Here is a 14,900-nt window from a genome sequence, read left to right as displayed (position 1 = left end):
TTCTCCTTTCGCGAACTGATTCGCGAGGGGTGGACCAGAGCGTTCCGACCCGCCACGGCGGAGGGGACTAGATCGGAAATTTATTCGCCCGCTATTGGCTCATCGCAAGGGCGAGAACGCTGGTCAGCACGAACCGGACCACGTCCGCCTGCCCCCGGGCACCCATCTTGGCATAGATCCGCTTGGAATAGTTGCGAGCGGTCGCTTCCGAAATGCCCATCTGCGCGGCGGCCTCCGCAATGGATGCGCCGCGACAGATTGCGACGGCAAGGCGCGCTTCGCTGGGGAGCAGGCCGAACAGTTCCGCGATCTGTTCATGCCGGTCGACCATGGAATTTTCATCGTCCTGCAGGAATGCGGTCATCACGGCGGTTCGTCCCGTCGATGCGATGGGATTGGCGATGGGGACGAGCAGGAGGGAGAGCCATGGATCGTTGCTGATGCTGAGCGCCCGCGGCTGGGTTGCGCGGCGCTGCGCGATGTCGCTCACTGCAGTGGAGAGGCGCATGTTGAGATCCCTGCCCGAAGCCGTCAGTCTCCCCGAAGGAGAGACAGTGAGCGGTCCGTTGCGACGCAGCATATGACGCGCCTGATGGCTTGCCTCCACAATGGTGCCGGTGGCGTCCAGGCTGATCCAGCCGAAATTCAGACGGCTGATGGCATTGTCGGAAATCGCCGCATGCACGCGCTGATTTTCCATCGTCACATACGTCTGGAGCGAAATGCGGAAATGCGCGGCCACCTGCTTCAGAATGACCGAATGGTCGGGGGAAAATGGCAATTCGTCCCGGCCAAGATAGAGCCACGCGCCAATGCCGCTCGGTTCACGGACACGCACGCCCAACATATGGCGCAAGCCCCGCGGGATGAGCAGTTCGTCGACATAACGCCTGTGACCGGGATTTCCGTTGTCGATCAATCGGTCCAGTCCGTAGACTTCCCCTTCCTCCAGATTGCCGTTGAGATAGGGGTCTAGCCTGTAGAATCCCTCCTCATACATGCGGGGGATATCGGGCAGGGCGGCTGGACCGGCGAACAGTTCCAGGGGGCTGTTGGGCGGCCGGTCCATCGGTCGGAACAGAATACCGGCATAATTGGCATGGCAGACATCCCTCAGCCGATGCAGAAACCGATCCCATGGAGGCGTTTCGAACGGTCCCCCATGCAGAGCGATGAGCAGCTCGCTCATTTGCGTCACGTCCAGCACTGCGAGAGTCCCATTTGGTAGGTTCGGTACCGCCAAGCCATGCCTATCTTCCGCGCAAACAGCAAATGAGGAGAGTCGCATGGCTGCGGAACTGGAACAGGGTCATGACCAGATCTGGGCCGATTATCTTGCCGGGCAGAACATGGCCAGGGATATCTGGATGAACTCCCCCTGGGTTCGCGATCGGCAGGAACGAAGCAGGGCGTTGATGCAGGTGACGTCGTCAGCCCATGTGGCCTTCAACATCGCCATCTCGCCCCGACACAACTTTCCCTTTTTCGACAGGCATCCCTTTCATCATCCGGTTGCCTATAGCTGGGGACTGTGCTGCCCCGACTTTCACTATCGTCATGCATTTGTCGACGGCGCGCGCAGCTACAGGATCACGGGCCGCCGCGGCAGTTCCCCCTGGAACGAGTTTCACCTGATGTCGGAATTCTGGGGTGATCCCGACTATGTGCAGGCCGGCGCCTGGGATCTTGATGATTTCGAAATAGCGGATGATGGCCGCTTCGAGATCATCCTGTCGGCCGAGCATCATGACGGCAACTGGATTCCGCTGGATGCGAACCGCCACAATTACATGATCGTGGTGCGCGATGCCATTTGCGACTGGACCCGCGACCAGCCCTGCGAAGTGACCATAGAAACGATCGACCGGGATCCGAAGGATATCGGCTTCATAGACGAAGCCGATCTTTACCGGCGTATCGGCAAGGCGCGCAATTTCGTCATTGCTTCCGCCAGGCACTGGGTCCAGCGGACGCAAGATATTGTCGATGACGTCGGCTTTAACCAGTTCTGGGAGGGGCGCGAACAGAATCTGGGCGGTATCCAGCATGCCGGCTACCATTTCATGGTCTTTGACATCGACGACGGGGAAGCATTGGTCATTGAGGTCGAGATTCCGCGCAGGGCCCGTTTCTGGGCGATCCAGCTCGCGGATCTTTGCCAGCACACGCTCGATTACATGAATCACCAGTCGTCGCTCAACATGATGCAGGCGGATGTCGATCCGGACGGCAAGGCGCGCTTCGTCCTTTCCCTGTCCGATCCGAGCGTTCCCAATTGGCTGGACAGCGCCGGCAACAGGCGCGGCATCGCCGCATGGCGCTGGGTCCATGCCGATTTCGTGCCGCGGTCGACGGTGACGAAAGTCGCCCTGGCTGACCTGCACGACCATTTGCATCCCGATGGCCGAAGGATCTCGCCGGCGGAGCGGGAAGCAACGATCGAAGCGCGCAGGAGCGGCGTCAAGCGGCTTTACGGGCTTTGAAGCCGATCCGCGGCAGGCGCAAGGAAGGAGACGGAATTTGAACAGGATAGCGGATGCGCGCGCGCTGATGCATGGCGCAGAACTGGAAACCGGACGATCGGACTGGGATGCGCCATTTACGGGAAACCTGCTGGAGCCACTGACCATATTGGTTGATGACCTGAATTCGACGGCCCGTCTCCATGAATTGGGTGCTCGTCGCATCTATCGGCAAATACATGAAAATCTGTGCTCGCGGCTCGTCTACCTGGACGACCGCAAAAGATTGAAGGGGGTTGGGGACGAGCCGATCGACAGCCCAGTCTTCATCCTCGGTCTTCCCCGGTCAGGGACGACATTCCTGCACAATCTGCTGGGTTCTGATCCTGACAACCGTGCGCCGCGCATGTTCGAAATGCTGTCGCCCGGGCCGAAGAATCCCGATCCCATGCATCGGGCGTTGCGACTGCAACGGGCGCGGGAAAGCGCGCAGTTCAACGGGCTGATGGATGATGACTGGCAGGGCGTGCACCCCAGCGATGCCGATCGGGCGGAAGAATGTCCGTTCATGTGGGAAATGTTTCTGCAATCGGTCAACTATGCAGCGCGCGCACATATTCCGAATTTCGAGCGCCATGTCTTCTCCCGGGATTTCGCGCCGCTTTATCGGGAACAGCGCGCCCTGCTCCAATATCTGCAATATGGCGAGCCGCGTCGCCGGTGGATCCTCAAGACGCCGATCCACGTGCGCTTCCTGCAGGAGATCATCGATGTCTTTCCCGACGCGCTGTTCGTGCATTGCCACCGCGATACGGCGAAAATCTATCCTTCCATGGGCAGCCTGACCTCCATCCTGCATTCGAAGCATGGCGATCAACCTCCCGGCTCGGCCGCGGTGATCCAGGATTATGATGGAACCTGGGTTGATGCGCTGGCCTTCCGCAAGCGCCCTGGCATGGCCGATCGGTTCATCGATATCCAGTTCGTGGACCTGCAGGCCGACCCCATGGCGACCGTCGATAGCATCTACCGCCATTTCGGCATCGCGACCGACGACGGCCGACGGCAGGTGATGCGGCATTGGCTGGAGGAAGACAGGCGCATCAGGGCGGGCCGCAGCCATCACGCCTACACCCTGGAAAGCGCCGGCCTGACGCTCGACGACATAGACCGGATGACCGGGGACTATTTGCGGGCTTTCTCAGTGCCGCTCGAACGCTGAGACCATTTACGGACATATTTGCGGAACTTGGAAACAGAGTGGTGGTGGTGAGCCGCACCGCCGGAAAGATCGAGGAGGTCGTTGACACGATCTGCGGGGCAGGGGGCAGGCCATTGCCTGCACGGCCACCGTCAGCCGCGAAGACGATGTGGCGCATCCGATGCAGAGGTTCGGAACGATGGATGAGATCGCGGCAGCGACCGTCTGGCTCTGTTCCGATGAATCAAGCTATGTGACGGGTCAGATATTGCCGGTCGAGGGCGGCTATAGGGCATCATGCCTTACCGTGACAGCGCCGCCCGGAACGCAATATGACAGCTATCAGGCCGAGCATCAGGCATCAAATAAGATGGAGCGCGCTGCGTTGGATTAAACGCAGTGCGCTCCAGGCTGTCCGGGAACGGACAGGGTGATCTCCTATTGCAGCGGTGTCGAACTCATGCGCCCCAGCGGGACCAGGCTGTTGGCCAGCAGCGACACCAGTTGCGCCTGTCGCGACACGTCCGCCTTGGCGAACATCGAACGCAGATGCGCACGCGCCGTGTTGTGACGGATATTGAGTTGGGATTCGACGTCCTTCAGGCACAGACCCTTGGCCAGCCCGACCGCGAGATTGGCCTCCGTCGCGGTGAAGGAGAAAAGCTGCTGCAGCAATTTCTTGTCCGCTTCGCCGACTATTTCCTTGACCCGCAGGAAGATCAAGGCGGATGTCTCCGTCTCGCCGGAAATCATGGAACTGTGCCGCCGTGAACTGACGACGAGATGCAGGCGACGGTCGTCATCCCCGCTGTTGATCAGCATCGCCCGCGAACCGGCCGGCTCCTTCTCGCACAAAGCCGCCCGGAGCGCCTGCTGGAAGGCGCCATCGTCGGTGCGGTCCACGGCCCGCAGCCCGCGCGCCGTCAGTTCCAGACCGACGCCTTCATCCAGCGCATCCTGAGCCGTCTGATTCAGCAGGACATGGCTGCCCGCGCGGTTGATGAGAATGGCCGCAATGCCCAGGCTGTCCAGCGCCTCTGTCTGGAACTGGCTGACGACCTTGCTTTGCATATTCTGGCGGCGAAGCGCCATGGCGCGACGGAAATGCTCCGCAATCTGCCGGAAACTGTCCAGGTCTGCGGACCGGAATTCCGAATCTTCAAAACCCCTGCTGCAATTGAGCGTATATTGGGCATCATCGATTACATCGACGCATACGGTCGCTGTCACCGCGATATCATATCGCTGCAACAATTTGGAGCATTGAACGGCATTGCTGACAAGGCGCCAGTCGATGACGGTGGTTTCGCCTGGCTTGAGATCCTGCGGTAGCAGTTCCCGGGAATTTATCTGTTCCCACTCGCGAATGGAGTCTTCGGTCGCATGAGGTCCTGAGGCGAAAAGATATTGCCGATGGGTCTTGGATTGCTGCGCGATGCGCAGGCAGGCCACATTGGCCCCCAGATAGCCCCGAAGGATGTCGAGCGCCTCAGGCCAGGCATCGTCGTCGTCCACGCTGCGATATATTGCTGAGATAAGGGCGTCGTAGGAAATGCTGCTTTGGGAAGCAGGAAATTTCAATTGGGCTACCGCCATGCGTGCCTCTCCTATCGTGCTTACCGGCGTTGCCCTCGGCAGGCCCACCGAATCTTGCCATGCATTTAAATGCACATGAATGGAGAATTATGTCAATATGGCTTGGCGTCCTTTTGTAGGGTCCTGCGCCACGGTTCTCCTTATCCCAATATTCTCGATATCCCGCTGAAAACGGCCATTATGTCGGAATGTCCTTGCTGCATGGCAGCATTTTTTGTTCCCGAACCGCGCAGCACCAATCTCGGCTTTATATCCATATATTTACAAATATGGTCATTTAACGCCGTTGCCGCACGGCTGGCCGCGTGCGGCCTAGTTCAGTTGGACGAGGCGCATATCCGTGCGGCGTCTATGCCTCTGGCAGCCGCGACGCGGCACGTTCGGCCGATATGAACGGTCGGCTTGCGAACTGAATTCTGATCCTTGGGGATATTTGTACATGATCGGGCAAAAGGACGACTCCAACGTGCACCTTTCCTGCTTTCTCCATGGAGACGGCCAATGAGCGTTCAGGACCGGAAAGTCGCCATATTGACGGGAGCGGGAACGGGAATAGGCCTGGCGACGGCGCGTACGCTCGTCGCCAACGACGTCCGCATCGTCGCCGTGGGCCGCACGCGCGAGTCGCTTCAGCAGGTCGAGGACGAACTGGGGAGCGACTCCGTCGCCCTGCATGTCGCCGACATCACGGCGGCAGAGGCACCGGCGGCCTCAGTGGCCATGGCGATCGAGCGGTTCGGTCGTCTCGACTATCTCGTCAACAATGCAGGCAAGGGCAAGCCATCGCCCGTGCATGAAACCACGGACGAGATACTGGACGATTTCCTGGACGTGCTGCTGCGCGCGCCCTTCCGTTACTGTCGGGAGGCGATCGCCGTGATGAAGCCGGGTTCCGCCATCGTGAACGTGTCCTCGACCTTTTCGATCCTCGGTGGTCTGCGCGGCGGCGCCTATTCGGCGGCGAAGGCCGGCATCAATGGCCTGACCCTGCACATGGCGGCGCAATATGGCTTTGAGGGCATTCGCAGCAACGTCGTCGCGCCGGGCGTCACCGAAACGCCGATGACAGCCTATAATTGGGAGAATGAAGTCTTCCGGCGGATGAATTTCGAGATGACGCCGATGAACCGGACCTGCACGGCAGAGGACATCGCCAACGCGATCTGGTTCCTGCTGTCGGATCAGGCGGGCTTCATCAACGGTCAGATCCTGGCCGTGGACGGCGGCTGGACCACCACCAAATTCCTGAGCGAGGAAGCGCGTCTCGCCGAAAGGGTCGCGAAATGACGCCAGCGCAATCCGGCATCACCCGTCGCGTCGTGGATGGCTGGTCGATCAGGCACGACCCCGACCGCGAAGCGCAGGCGCGCGCGGGCGGCTGGTGGCTCGACACGACCATCGGCGAAGCGGCGGCCCGGCTTGCCGCGCAGGAGCCCGAACGGGTGCTGCTGATCGATGGAGAGATCCGGTTGACGGCGGGCGACCTCTATCAATCGGCACGCCGCCTGGCGGACGCCATGCGGCGGCGCGGCATCGGGCGGGGCGATGTGGTCTCCTTCATGCTGCCCAACTGGCATGAGGCCTGCGTCGTCTATCTCGCCACGGCATTGATCGGCGCCGTCAGCCACCCGCTGGTCACCAATTTCCGCAACGCCGAACTGCTGTTCATGCTTTCCGACTGCAAGAGCAGCGCGATCTTCATTCCCGCCGAGTTTCGTCGCGTCGATTATCGGACCATGATGGCGGAAGTGGGCGCGCAGATGGAAAGTCCGCCCCTTGTCGTGGTCCTGCGCGGCGATCCGGGTGACGGCGTGGGATATGAGCAACTGGTCGCGGAGGGCAGTCCCGAGGCGACGTTCGATCCGGTCGATCCGGGCGCCGTGCGGATGATCCTGTACACGTCGGGCACCACCGGTCGTCCAAAGGGTGTGCTGCACACGCATAACACGATCAATGCGGATATCGTCCAGCTTCACCGTTTCTGGAACCGGGGGGAGGATGCGCGCTATCTGGTCGCGTCTCCGGTCAGCCATATCGGCGGATCGCTCTATGCCTTCGAGATGCCGCTTCTGTACCGCACCAGCGCGGTGCTGATGGACATGTGGGACGGCGCGACCGCCGCAAGGCTCATCGAGCAGGAGCAATGCACGCACATGGCGGGCGCCACGCCTTTCCTGCAGCATTTGCTGGACGCCTGCCGGGTTTCCGGCGCCTGTCTTCCCAGCCTGCGTATCTTCATCTGCGGTGGCGCTTCGGTGCCGCCGTCGCTGATCCGCGAGGCCACGTCATGGTTCGATAACTGCATCGCCACCCGCGTTTATGGTTCGACCGAGGTGCCCACCATCACATTGGGGTCGATCGATGCGGGCGACACCGACCATGCGGCTGAAACCGATGGAAAGATCGGCGCGGCCACGGTGATCATCCCCGCCGCCGACGCGGAAGGCGTGGGTGAACTGCTCGCCAAGGGGCCGCAGATGCTGGTCGGCTATCATAATATCGAGGATGAGGCCGCAGCGTTCGACGATGCGGGCTATTTCCGCATGGGCGACCTGGGTCGCATCGTGGACGAAGACTATGTCGTCATTACCGGCCGGCAGAAGGATATCATCATCCGCAACGGCGAGAATATCAGCCCCAAGGAAATCGAGGATCTTCTGACGCTCCATCCCGATGTCGCGGAAGTGTCGGTCGTAGGGATTCCGAGCGAGAAGACGGGAGAGATGGCCTGCGCGGTCGTTCTGCCGGCAAGTTCCGCAAGGCCGACATGCGCCGACTTTGCTGCCTTCCTGGCGGATTTCGGCATTGCCAAGCTCAAATTTCCTGAACATGTCGTCTTTCGCAACGATCTGCCCCGCAATGCGACGGGCAAGGTCCTGAAGCATGTGCTGAGGGACGAGATATTGGCCGACATGGCGGGAGGCGCCGCGTGAAGCGGTACTCCATCGCGGTCATTCCAGGAGACGGCATAGGCAAGGAAGTGATGCCCGAAGGCATTCGGGTGCTGGACCGCGCCGCCGATATCTTCGGCTTTTCCTTCGACTGGCATCATTTTGACTGGAGTTGCGAAACCTGGCACGCGACGGGCGCGATGATGCCCGACGACGGCATCGACCGCCTGTCGCAACATGATGCCATCTACCTTGGCGCGGTCGGTTATCCGGGTGTTCCCGACCATATTTCCCTATGGGGCCTGCTGATCCCGATCAGGCGCGAATTCGACCAATATGTGAATTTGCGGCCGGTGCGATTGCTGCCCGGCATCGATTGCCCGCTGAAGGGCAAGCAGCCCGGAGACGTCGATTTCTGGGTCGTCCGGGAAAATACCGAGGGCGAATATTCGCGCCTGGGCGGCAGGAGCGGGAGCGGGGAAAACGAGTCCGTCATCCAGACCGCCCTGTTCACCCGGCGCGGCACCGATCGCATCCTGCGCTACGCCTTCGACCTCGCGCGTCGGCTGGATCGCCGCCATGTGTCCTCGGCGACCAAGTCGAACGGGCTGTTCTATTCGATGCCCTTCTGGGACGAGCGCTTTGCCGCGATTGCGGCGAAATATCCCGACGTGCGGACGGACAGCCATCATATCGACATCATGGCGGCGCGCTTCGTGATGAAGCCTGAACAGTTCGACGTCGTTGTCGGGTCCAACCTGTTCGGGGACATATTGTCCGACCTTGGGCCCGGCTGTACCGGCACGATCGCCGTCGCGCCTTCCGCCAATCTCAATCCGGAAGGTCTTCATCCCTCCATGTTCGAGCCGGTTCATGGTTCTGCACCGGACATCGCCGGGCGCAACATCGCCAATCCGATCGGGCAGATCTGGGCCGGGGCGATGATGCTGGACCATCTGGGGCAGCAGGCGGCGGGCGCCACCATCCTGCAAGCCATTGGCGACGCCCTGCTGGCCGGGGACGCGCTGACGCCGGACCTTGGCGGCCTGGCATCGACGCAGGACCTGGGCGCTGCGGTGGAGGCAAGGCTTTCTTTGCTCGCGGGTGATTGCAAACGTCCGAACGGATGATGGTGGGCGGCAGTCCGGGGCGTAGGTCATCAGGAAACAGTATTTGGGAGTGATCCATGTCGGCTGTCCACGCTGATACCAAGAACGAAACCATCCCGTCGGTCGAGCAGCTTGTCGATCGGACGCACGCCTTGATCCCGCTGCTGCGGGAGCGTGCCGCGGAGGATGAGGCGAACCGGACGGTGAATCCGGACACGGTCCGGCGAATGAACGAGGCCGGATTGTTCCGCGTCCTTCAGCCGCGCCGCTGGGGCGGCTATGAGCTTGGCCAGCGCGCCTTTGCCGAGGTGCAGATCGCACTGGGCGAGGGCGACATGTCCGTGGCCTGGATCTATGGCGTGATCGGCCTGCACAGCCTGCACATCGGCCTGATGGATGACCGCGCGGCGCAGGACGTCTGGGGCAACGACAGCTCGGTGCTGGTCGCCTCGCCCTATATGCCGGGCGGCACGGCGACGCCTGTCGAGGGTGGCTTCGAATTTTCCGGTCGCTGGTCCTATTCCAGCGGCAGCGAGCATTGCGACTGGACCTTCCTGGGCGGTTTCGTCAATGGCGATCCGACCGACTATCGCGCCTTCCTGCTGCCCAGGGCGGATGCCAAGATCGTCGACACCTGGCGCACAACCGGCCTGGCCGCGACGGGCAGCCACGACATCGTGGTGGAAAAGGCCTTCATCCCCGAATATCGGACACATAAATTCATCGACGGCTTCAACGGGACCAGTCCGGGCCGGCAGTGGAATGACAACCCCCTCTATCGCATGCCCTTCATGCTCGTGTTCATGCGGGGGATCACCAACGGCCAGATTGGCGCGCTGCAACACTTCCTCGACCTGTTCAAGGCCTATGCCAAGGACAAGGTATTCATGGGCAGCAAGACCGCCAAGGATCCCGACGCGCAGTTGGCGGTGGCATCGGCCGAAGCGGGCATAGACGAGATGAAAAAGGTGATGTTCGCCAATTTCGAGATCATGCAAGACTATGCGGAGCGCGACGAGATGCCGCCGCTGGACATGCGGCACATGATGCGGTTCCAGAGCGCGAGCGTTGCCGACCGCTGTGTCAAGCTGGCCGAAGGCATGCTGACGGTCGCGGGCGGCGGCGGCGTGTACGACACATCCAACATGGGCCGCATCTATCGCAACATGCTGACCGGGCGTCAGCATGCCGCAGCCCAGTACCGCATCTACGGACGCACCTATGGCGACAAGCTGATGGGCGGCGAACCGTTCGACATGATGCTCTGAGCGGCAGGGTCCGGGATTCGGCGGACCGCAACGTCCCCGGTCGGACCCTGTTTTCGCACGCGCTTCGGCTGTGATGAAGGAGAGGAAGATGAGTGGCAAGACCAGAGCGGTACTCAATCTCGTCGAAGCATGGGCGCGCCGCGACATCGACTTCATGATGGCGCAATTTGCCGATGATGCGATATTCGAGAATGTGCCGATGGACCTGATCGTCGGCAAGGACGACATACGGGCAGCCAATCAGGCCTTCATGGCCATGTATCGGGAGGCGCCATGGGAAATCCATCATATTGTGGAAGCGGCCGATGGCACGGTGCTGACCGAACGGTCCGACATATTCATCCTCAATGACGGACGCAGGACAGAATGTCGCGTGATGGGCGCCTTCACGGTGAACGACGGCAATCTCATCGTGCATTGGCGGGATTATTTCGATCTTGCGGACTGGAACCGGCAGCTGGGGGCGGATCCGGATTTCGGCCGTAAGGGGTATCGGCAAACGGAAATGGCCACCACGGCTGGGGAGTGATCCATGTTGAAGGACATGTTCGTCGAAATGGCCAAGGGGCGCGAAACGCCGGCTGGCGACAGAATTCGCGACCTCATCACCCGGTATCTCGCGACCTTTGCGACGGGCGACATAGAGGCGCGCGTCGCTTTATTTGCGTCTGATGGGTCATTCGAGGACCCGGTCGGCACCCCGCCCATGGTCGGCCATGACGCGTTGCGTGCCTTCTTCTCTCAGGGCAGCGCCATGAAAATATCCGCCGAACTGGAACGGATCGTCATTTGCGGCAATGAAGCTGCCTTCGCCTTTCGCGCCCGGCTGGACGCGGGGGAGGGTGGACAGGTCACTATCCACCCGTTCGAGACGCTGGTGATGAACGATGACGGCCTCATTGTACAGATGCGCGCCTATTTCGACGCCGGCTCCATAAGCTGATTTTCGGAAGCAGCCAGGAAATCCGGCAGGCCCTTGACGCTGATGCGATAATTCAGCCGTGCCTTGTCCGGCGCGTCGGAATATTCGATGGGCGTTGCCCGGTGCATCACCGACAGATTGTCCCACAGCAGCACGTCGCCCGGCATCAATTTATAGTCCTGCACGAATATCGGCGCGGTCGCGTGGCTTTTCAAATCGTCCAGAAGCGCCAATCCTTCCGCTTCGTCCATCCCCTCGACCGCGAAGGCGGAACCACCCAGCCCGTATAGCGCCTTCATGCCCGTAACCGGATGCGTGCGCACCAGGGGATGGAGGACAGGCGCGGGTATGTCGACATGACGCTGCATGTCTTCGGGAAGATCCTGCGGACGGACGATCGTCTCATCCTTTCCCGGCGTGGCCGCGCTGATACCGTGACGGACCTGCAGCCCGTCAATGCGGTCCCGCATGTCTTTCGGCAGGGCCGCATAGGCGGCGGCCAGATCCGCAAAGAGCGTCTCGCCGCCCTCCGCAGGTGCCTTTACCCCAAGCAGCATGGTGACGGTCGCCACCTCATCTTCATAGGAGCTGTCGCAATGCCAGTGGGACGCGACGTTGCGCATGAAGGCCGGCGCGGACCCCGAATTGGACTGGACGATCATTTCGGGATGCTCGCCATGCCGGTTGCGGCGGGAAACGAGCAGGACGGGCCGCCCCCAGCGCTTGCCGAAGGCCACATATTGATCGTTGGACATGGCCTGCCCCGGCACGACGAGGATCCGGTTCTGGAAAAGGGCGTCGGCCAGGCCGCGCAACAGGGCGTCGTCCGCATGGGTAAGGTCGACGCCGACCGCCCGGACGCCAAAGGCGCCCGGCAGTGGTTCAAGGACAAGGCCCTGCTTCGTCCTGTCCTGCATTTCGACCCCGCCGTTCACGCCGCGGCGCCCATGGGAACATGGGCGTCGGTGGGTGCGCTACGCGTGCCACGCACCAGTTTCCCGGGCAACGCGCCTGTGGGGATGCCGTTGCGATAGGTGAGGTTGCCTGACACCAGCGTCGCGACATAGCCCTGTGCTTCCTGCCGCAACCGCTTGCCGCCGGCGGGAAGGTCCGCCTGGATCTGCGGACGGTGCAGCACGATCTTTTCGGGATCGAGAATGTTGATATCGGCCTTGTAGCCGGGCGCGATCCTGCCGCGATCGAGCAGGCCGACCGATTCCGCGGGCTGGCTGGTCAGCGACCGGACCAGCCGGGGCAGGTCCAGCCCCTCCCGGCCCAGGCGATTGGCCAGCATATAGGTGGGATAGGCAGCGTCGCAGATCATCGCATAATGGGCGCCGCCGTCACCCAACGCCACGATCATATTATCCTCCCCGATCAACGCCGACGTCCGTGCGACGGTATCGCGGACATTGCTGCCATAGGCGCAAAGAATCGCCCGGCCTTCGCTTTCCAGCAAGGCATCGTAGATGACGTCGGCAAGGGGACGGCCGCTCCGCGCGGCTTCAGCCTGAAGACTTTCCTCCTCGGCGAAATCATAATTTGCCGGCTCGCCGAGGCGATAGAGGGTCAGCCCCGCCTTCAGCAGGCCGACAAAGGCGGGATTGGGGTCTTCCGGCTCCTCTGAAAGGAGGCGGGCGCGCAGCGCGGGGTCCCGCATTTTCCCGACCTTCTCGGCCAGCGGCAGGTCCGCCAGGGCGCGGTAGCTGGGGTTGAGGCTGAAAGGATGGAAGCTCAGATCGAGTCCGAAAAGGACACCCATCGCGCGGGGCAGGAACTGGCCGTTCAGACGCAGGCCCTTATCCTGCGCCGTGCGAATCGCATTCACATAAATGTCCCAGTTCGCGGGGTTGCCCGGCATGGGGATGAGGCTGAAATTGACCGGACGTCCGCATTCCTGCGCTATGGCCTCCAACATCCCAACCTCGTCCGCACCGTTGCCGTCGATGTCGGGAATGCATTGGAAGACGCCGTCTCCCGCGTCCTTCAATCCGGCTGCCAGTGCCTTCAGTTCGGCCAGTTCGGAACGGACGCTGGGCGCGAGCTTCCCGTTGCGGAACCGATGGAACAGGTTGCGTGACGTCGACACGCCGAGAGCGCCCGCCTGGATCGCCTCCGCGACCAGCCTGCGCATATGGCCCAGATCCTGCTCGTTCGCCGGCTCCAGATCGGCCCCGCGTTCCCCCATGACAAAGACCCGCAGGGGCGAATGCGGGATCTGCGTGGCGAAATCGACGTCGCTCTGGCGCTGTTCCAGCGCGTCGAGATAGTCGGGGAAGCTTGTCCAGTTGAACGGCACGCCGGCGGCCATCACGACATGAGGAATGTCCTCCACCCCTTCCATCAGGCGGATCATGAGATCCTCGTCCCCTTTCCGGCACGGGGCGAAGCCGACGCCGCAATTCCCCATGACGACGGTGGTGACACCATGGTTCGAGGACGGCGCCATCCGGCTTTCCCAGGTGATCTGACCGTCATAATGAGTGTGGACGTCGACGAAGCCGGGCGTCACGATCAGGCCGCTGGCGTCGATTTCCTCTTCCGCGGTGCCATGAATCTGTCCGACCTTGACGATCAGGCCGTCCTGTATCGCCACGTCGGCCGCCACAGCCTTGCCGCCGCTTCCATCGACGACGGTTCCGCCGCGGATGATCAGTTGATAATCAGCGCTCATCGGACTCGCTCTCCACATGTGGGTTGTTATTAGTCAGTGATCACTATCTAAAGGACATGCAATTGGCAGGCAAGGGGACGCGGAACAAAATAGAAGATGGCGCAGGCGGTCGCCGCCGTCGTGGTTCGGCCGAGGTCCGGTCGCTCATTCTGGATTCCGCCCGCGCCCTGTTCGCGGCCGACGGCCTGGCAGGCACGACCACCAGGACCATTGCAGAAGGCGCCGGTGTCGCCGAGGCCCTGATTTTCCGCCATTTCGAATCCAAGGCGAAATTGTTCGAAGCGGCGATCATCGAACCGTTCAAGACTGTCTTTACCGCTTTCCTGCAGAGCATGGACGTGGAGGCTGAGGGCAAGGAAGCGCGTAGCCTTTCCACCATGCAGGCGCTCTTCCTGTTCCTCAGGGAGAATGCCGACCTCCTCCAGGCGCTGGCGAAGTCGGTGAGCGCTGGCGATCTGCCCCTGTCCCATGCCCTCGACGATTATTTTCTCGCTGCCGAGAAGAGGGTAAGGCTGTTCTACCGCGATGAGGATGGAGGCTATGACATCCCGCCGGCCATATTCGTGCGCTATGCCTTTGGCATGGTGGCGGCCGCGGTCCTGTTCGAAGGATGGTTTTTCCCGGACGAACCACTCGACAATGACATGGCCGCCGCGATCCTGGCCCGCATGAGTTACAAGGCGATCCTGCCTGCGAGGGATAATTAGCCGGCAAGCCCCTATCCTTGTCTTTTCGGACGATTGCCGCCGCCGCGATGCGCGCTAGGCGCGCTGATGA

The 14,900-nt window shown here is 61.6% G+C and carries 14 protein-coding genes; 10 read left to right on the top strand and 4 right to left on the bottom strand.

The genetic code is table 11. The features are described from left to right. Positions 1-91: 91 nt before the first annotated feature. Positions 92-1,189: a helix-turn-helix transcriptional regulator gene (locus MRBLSP13_RS02515; RefSeq protein WP_363736533.1), complete on the bottom strand. Its 1,098-nt coding sequence runs from the start codon at positions 1,187-1,189 to the stop codon at positions 92-94. A gap of 97 nt (positions 1,190-1,286) precedes the next feature. On the opposite strand from MRBLSP13_RS02515, the gene MRBLSP13_RS02510 reads away from it, so the two are divergent. From MRBLSP13_RS02510 to MRBLSP13_RS02500, 3 genes are all read left to right on the top strand, one after another. Then, the gene (locus MRBLSP13_RS02510) at positions 1,287-2,483 is read left to right on the top strand and encodes a DUF1214 domain-containing protein (RefSeq protein WP_363736532.1); all 1,197 of its coding nucleotides are present in this window, start codon (positions 1,287-1,289) and stop codon (positions 2,481-2,483) included. 37 nt (positions 2,484-2,520) lie between these two features. Next, positions 2,521-3,684: a sulfotransferase family protein gene (locus MRBLSP13_RS02505; protein WP_363736530.1), complete on the top strand. Its 1,164-nt coding sequence runs from the start codon at positions 2,521-2,523 to the stop codon at positions 3,682-3,684. Between the two features lie 91 nt (positions 3,685-3,775). Then, positions 3,776-4,057: an SDR family oxidoreductase gene (locus tag MRBLSP13_RS02500; protein WP_363736894.1), complete on the top strand. Its 282-nt coding sequence runs from the start codon at positions 3,776-3,778 to the stop codon at positions 4,055-4,057. 44 nt (positions 4,058-4,101) lie between these two features. Here the strand turns inward: MRBLSP13_RS02500 and MRBLSP13_RS02495 are convergent, their stop codons facing one another. Next, on the bottom strand, positions 4,102-5,178 hold the full coding sequence (locus tag MRBLSP13_RS02495; RefSeq protein WP_363736528.1) for a helix-turn-helix transcriptional regulator: 1,077 nt from the start codon (positions 5,176-5,178) through the stop codon (positions 4,102-4,104). Between the two features lie 582 nt (positions 5,179-5,760). Between MRBLSP13_RS02495 and MRBLSP13_RS02490 the strand changes: the two genes are divergently transcribed. The 6 genes from MRBLSP13_RS02490 to MRBLSP13_RS02465 all read left to right on the top strand — a co-directional run bounded on the left by MRBLSP13_RS02490 (position 5,761) and on the right by MRBLSP13_RS02465 (position 11,470). Continuing rightward, positions 5,761-6,546: an SDR family NAD(P)-dependent oxidoreductase gene (locus MRBLSP13_RS02490; RefSeq protein WP_363736527.1), complete on the top strand. Its 786-nt coding sequence runs from the start codon at positions 5,761-5,763 to the stop codon at positions 6,544-6,546. Further along, positions 6,543-8,192: an AMP-binding protein gene (locus tag MRBLSP13_RS02485; protein WP_363736526.1), complete on the top strand. Its 1,650-nt coding sequence runs from the start codon at positions 6,543-6,545 to the stop codon at positions 8,190-8,192. The genes MRBLSP13_RS02490 and MRBLSP13_RS02485 overlap by 4 nt, the downstream gene beginning before the upstream one ends. Next, positions 8,189-9,280, top strand: coding sequence for a tartrate dehydrogenase (locus tag MRBLSP13_RS02480; protein ID WP_363736525.1), 1,092 nt, complete (start codon positions 8,189-8,191; stop codon positions 9,278-9,280). The genes MRBLSP13_RS02485 and MRBLSP13_RS02480 overlap by 4 nt, the downstream gene beginning before the upstream one ends. Before the next feature lie 56 nt (positions 9,281-9,336). Then, on the top strand, positions 9,337-10,527 hold the full coding sequence (locus MRBLSP13_RS02475; RefSeq protein WP_363736524.1) for an acyl-CoA dehydrogenase family protein: 1,191 nt from the start codon (positions 9,337-9,339) through the stop codon (positions 10,525-10,527). 88 nt (positions 10,528-10,615) lie between these two features. After that, positions 10,616-11,056 carry a nuclear transport factor 2 family protein gene (locus tag MRBLSP13_RS02470; protein ID WP_363736523.1) on the top strand — a complete coding sequence of 147 codons (441 nt, stop codon included), beginning with the start codon at positions 10,616-10,618 and terminating at the stop codon, positions 11,054-11,056. A 3-nt stretch (positions 11,057-11,059) separates the two neighbouring features. Then, complete coding sequence (locus tag MRBLSP13_RS02465) at positions 11,060-11,470, top strand: nuclear transport factor 2 family protein (RefSeq protein ID WP_363736521.1); 411 nt, start codon at positions 11,060-11,062, stop codon at positions 11,468-11,470. On the opposite strand, the gene MRBLSP13_RS02460 is transcribed toward MRBLSP13_RS02465, so the two are convergent. After that, positions 11,443-12,384 (bottom strand): TauD/TfdA dioxygenase family protein, encoded by a 942-nt coding sequence (locus tag MRBLSP13_RS02460; protein WP_363736519.1) that lies wholly within the window; start codon positions 12,382-12,384, stop codon positions 11,443-11,445. The genes MRBLSP13_RS02465 and MRBLSP13_RS02460 overlap by 28 nt on opposite strands. Continuing rightward, on the bottom strand, positions 12,381-14,123 hold the full coding sequence (locus tag MRBLSP13_RS02455; RefSeq protein ID WP_363736518.1) for an N-acyl-D-amino-acid deacylase family protein: 1,743 nt from the start codon (positions 14,121-14,123) through the stop codon (positions 12,381-12,383). The genes MRBLSP13_RS02460 and MRBLSP13_RS02455 overlap by 4 nt, the downstream gene beginning before the upstream one ends. A gap of 62 nt (positions 14,124-14,185) precedes the next feature. Between MRBLSP13_RS02455 and MRBLSP13_RS02450 the strand changes: the two genes are divergently transcribed. After that, on the top strand, positions 14,186-14,830 hold the full coding sequence (locus MRBLSP13_RS02450) for a TetR/AcrR family transcriptional regulator (protein WP_363736517.1): 645 nt from the start codon (positions 14,186-14,188) through the stop codon (positions 14,828-14,830). The last annotated feature ends 70 nt before the right edge of the window (positions 14,831-14,900 follow it).

Source organism: Sphingobium sp. LSP13-1-1.1 (genome assembly GCF_040676415.1).
GTDB lineage: Bacteria > Pseudomonadota > Alphaproteobacteria > Sphingomonadales > Sphingomonadaceae > Sphingobium.
This window is presented reverse-complemented; position numbering and strand designations above follow the sequence as displayed.

What these genes read in the sequence shown, in the direction of transcription:
- MRBLSP13_RS02475 (WP_363736524.1), top strand. Translation starts at nt 9,337, where the DNA reads ATGTCGGCTGTCCACGCTGATACCAAGAACGAAACCATCCCGTCGGTC.
- MRBLSP13_RS02515 (WP_363736533.1), bottom strand. Translation starts at nt 1,189, where the DNA reads ATGAGCGAGCTGCTCATCGCTCTGCATGGGGGACCGTTCGAAACGCCT.
- MRBLSP13_RS02465 (WP_363736521.1), top strand. Translation starts at nt 11,060, where the DNA reads ATGTTGAAGGACATGTTCGTCGAAATGGCCAAGGGGCGCGAAACGCCG.
- MRBLSP13_RS02455 (WP_363736518.1), bottom strand. Translation starts at nt 14,123, where the DNA reads ATGAGCGCTGATTATCAACTGATCATCCGCGGCGGAACCGTCGTCGAT.
- MRBLSP13_RS02470 (WP_363736523.1), top strand. Translation starts at nt 10,616, where the DNA reads ATGAGTGGCAAGACCAGAGCGGTACTCAATCTCGTCGAAGCATGGGCG.
- MRBLSP13_RS02490 (WP_363736527.1), top strand. Translation starts at nt 5,761, where the DNA reads ATGAGCGTTCAGGACCGGAAAGTCGCCATATTGACGGGAGCGGGAACG.
- MRBLSP13_RS02485 (WP_363736526.1), top strand. Translation starts at nt 6,543, where the DNA reads ATGACGCCAGCGCAATCCGGCATCACCCGTCGCGTCGTGGATGGCTGG.
- MRBLSP13_RS02510 (WP_363736532.1), top strand. Translation starts at nt 1,287, where the DNA reads ATGGCTGCGGAACTGGAACAGGGTCATGACCAGATCTGGGCCGATTAT.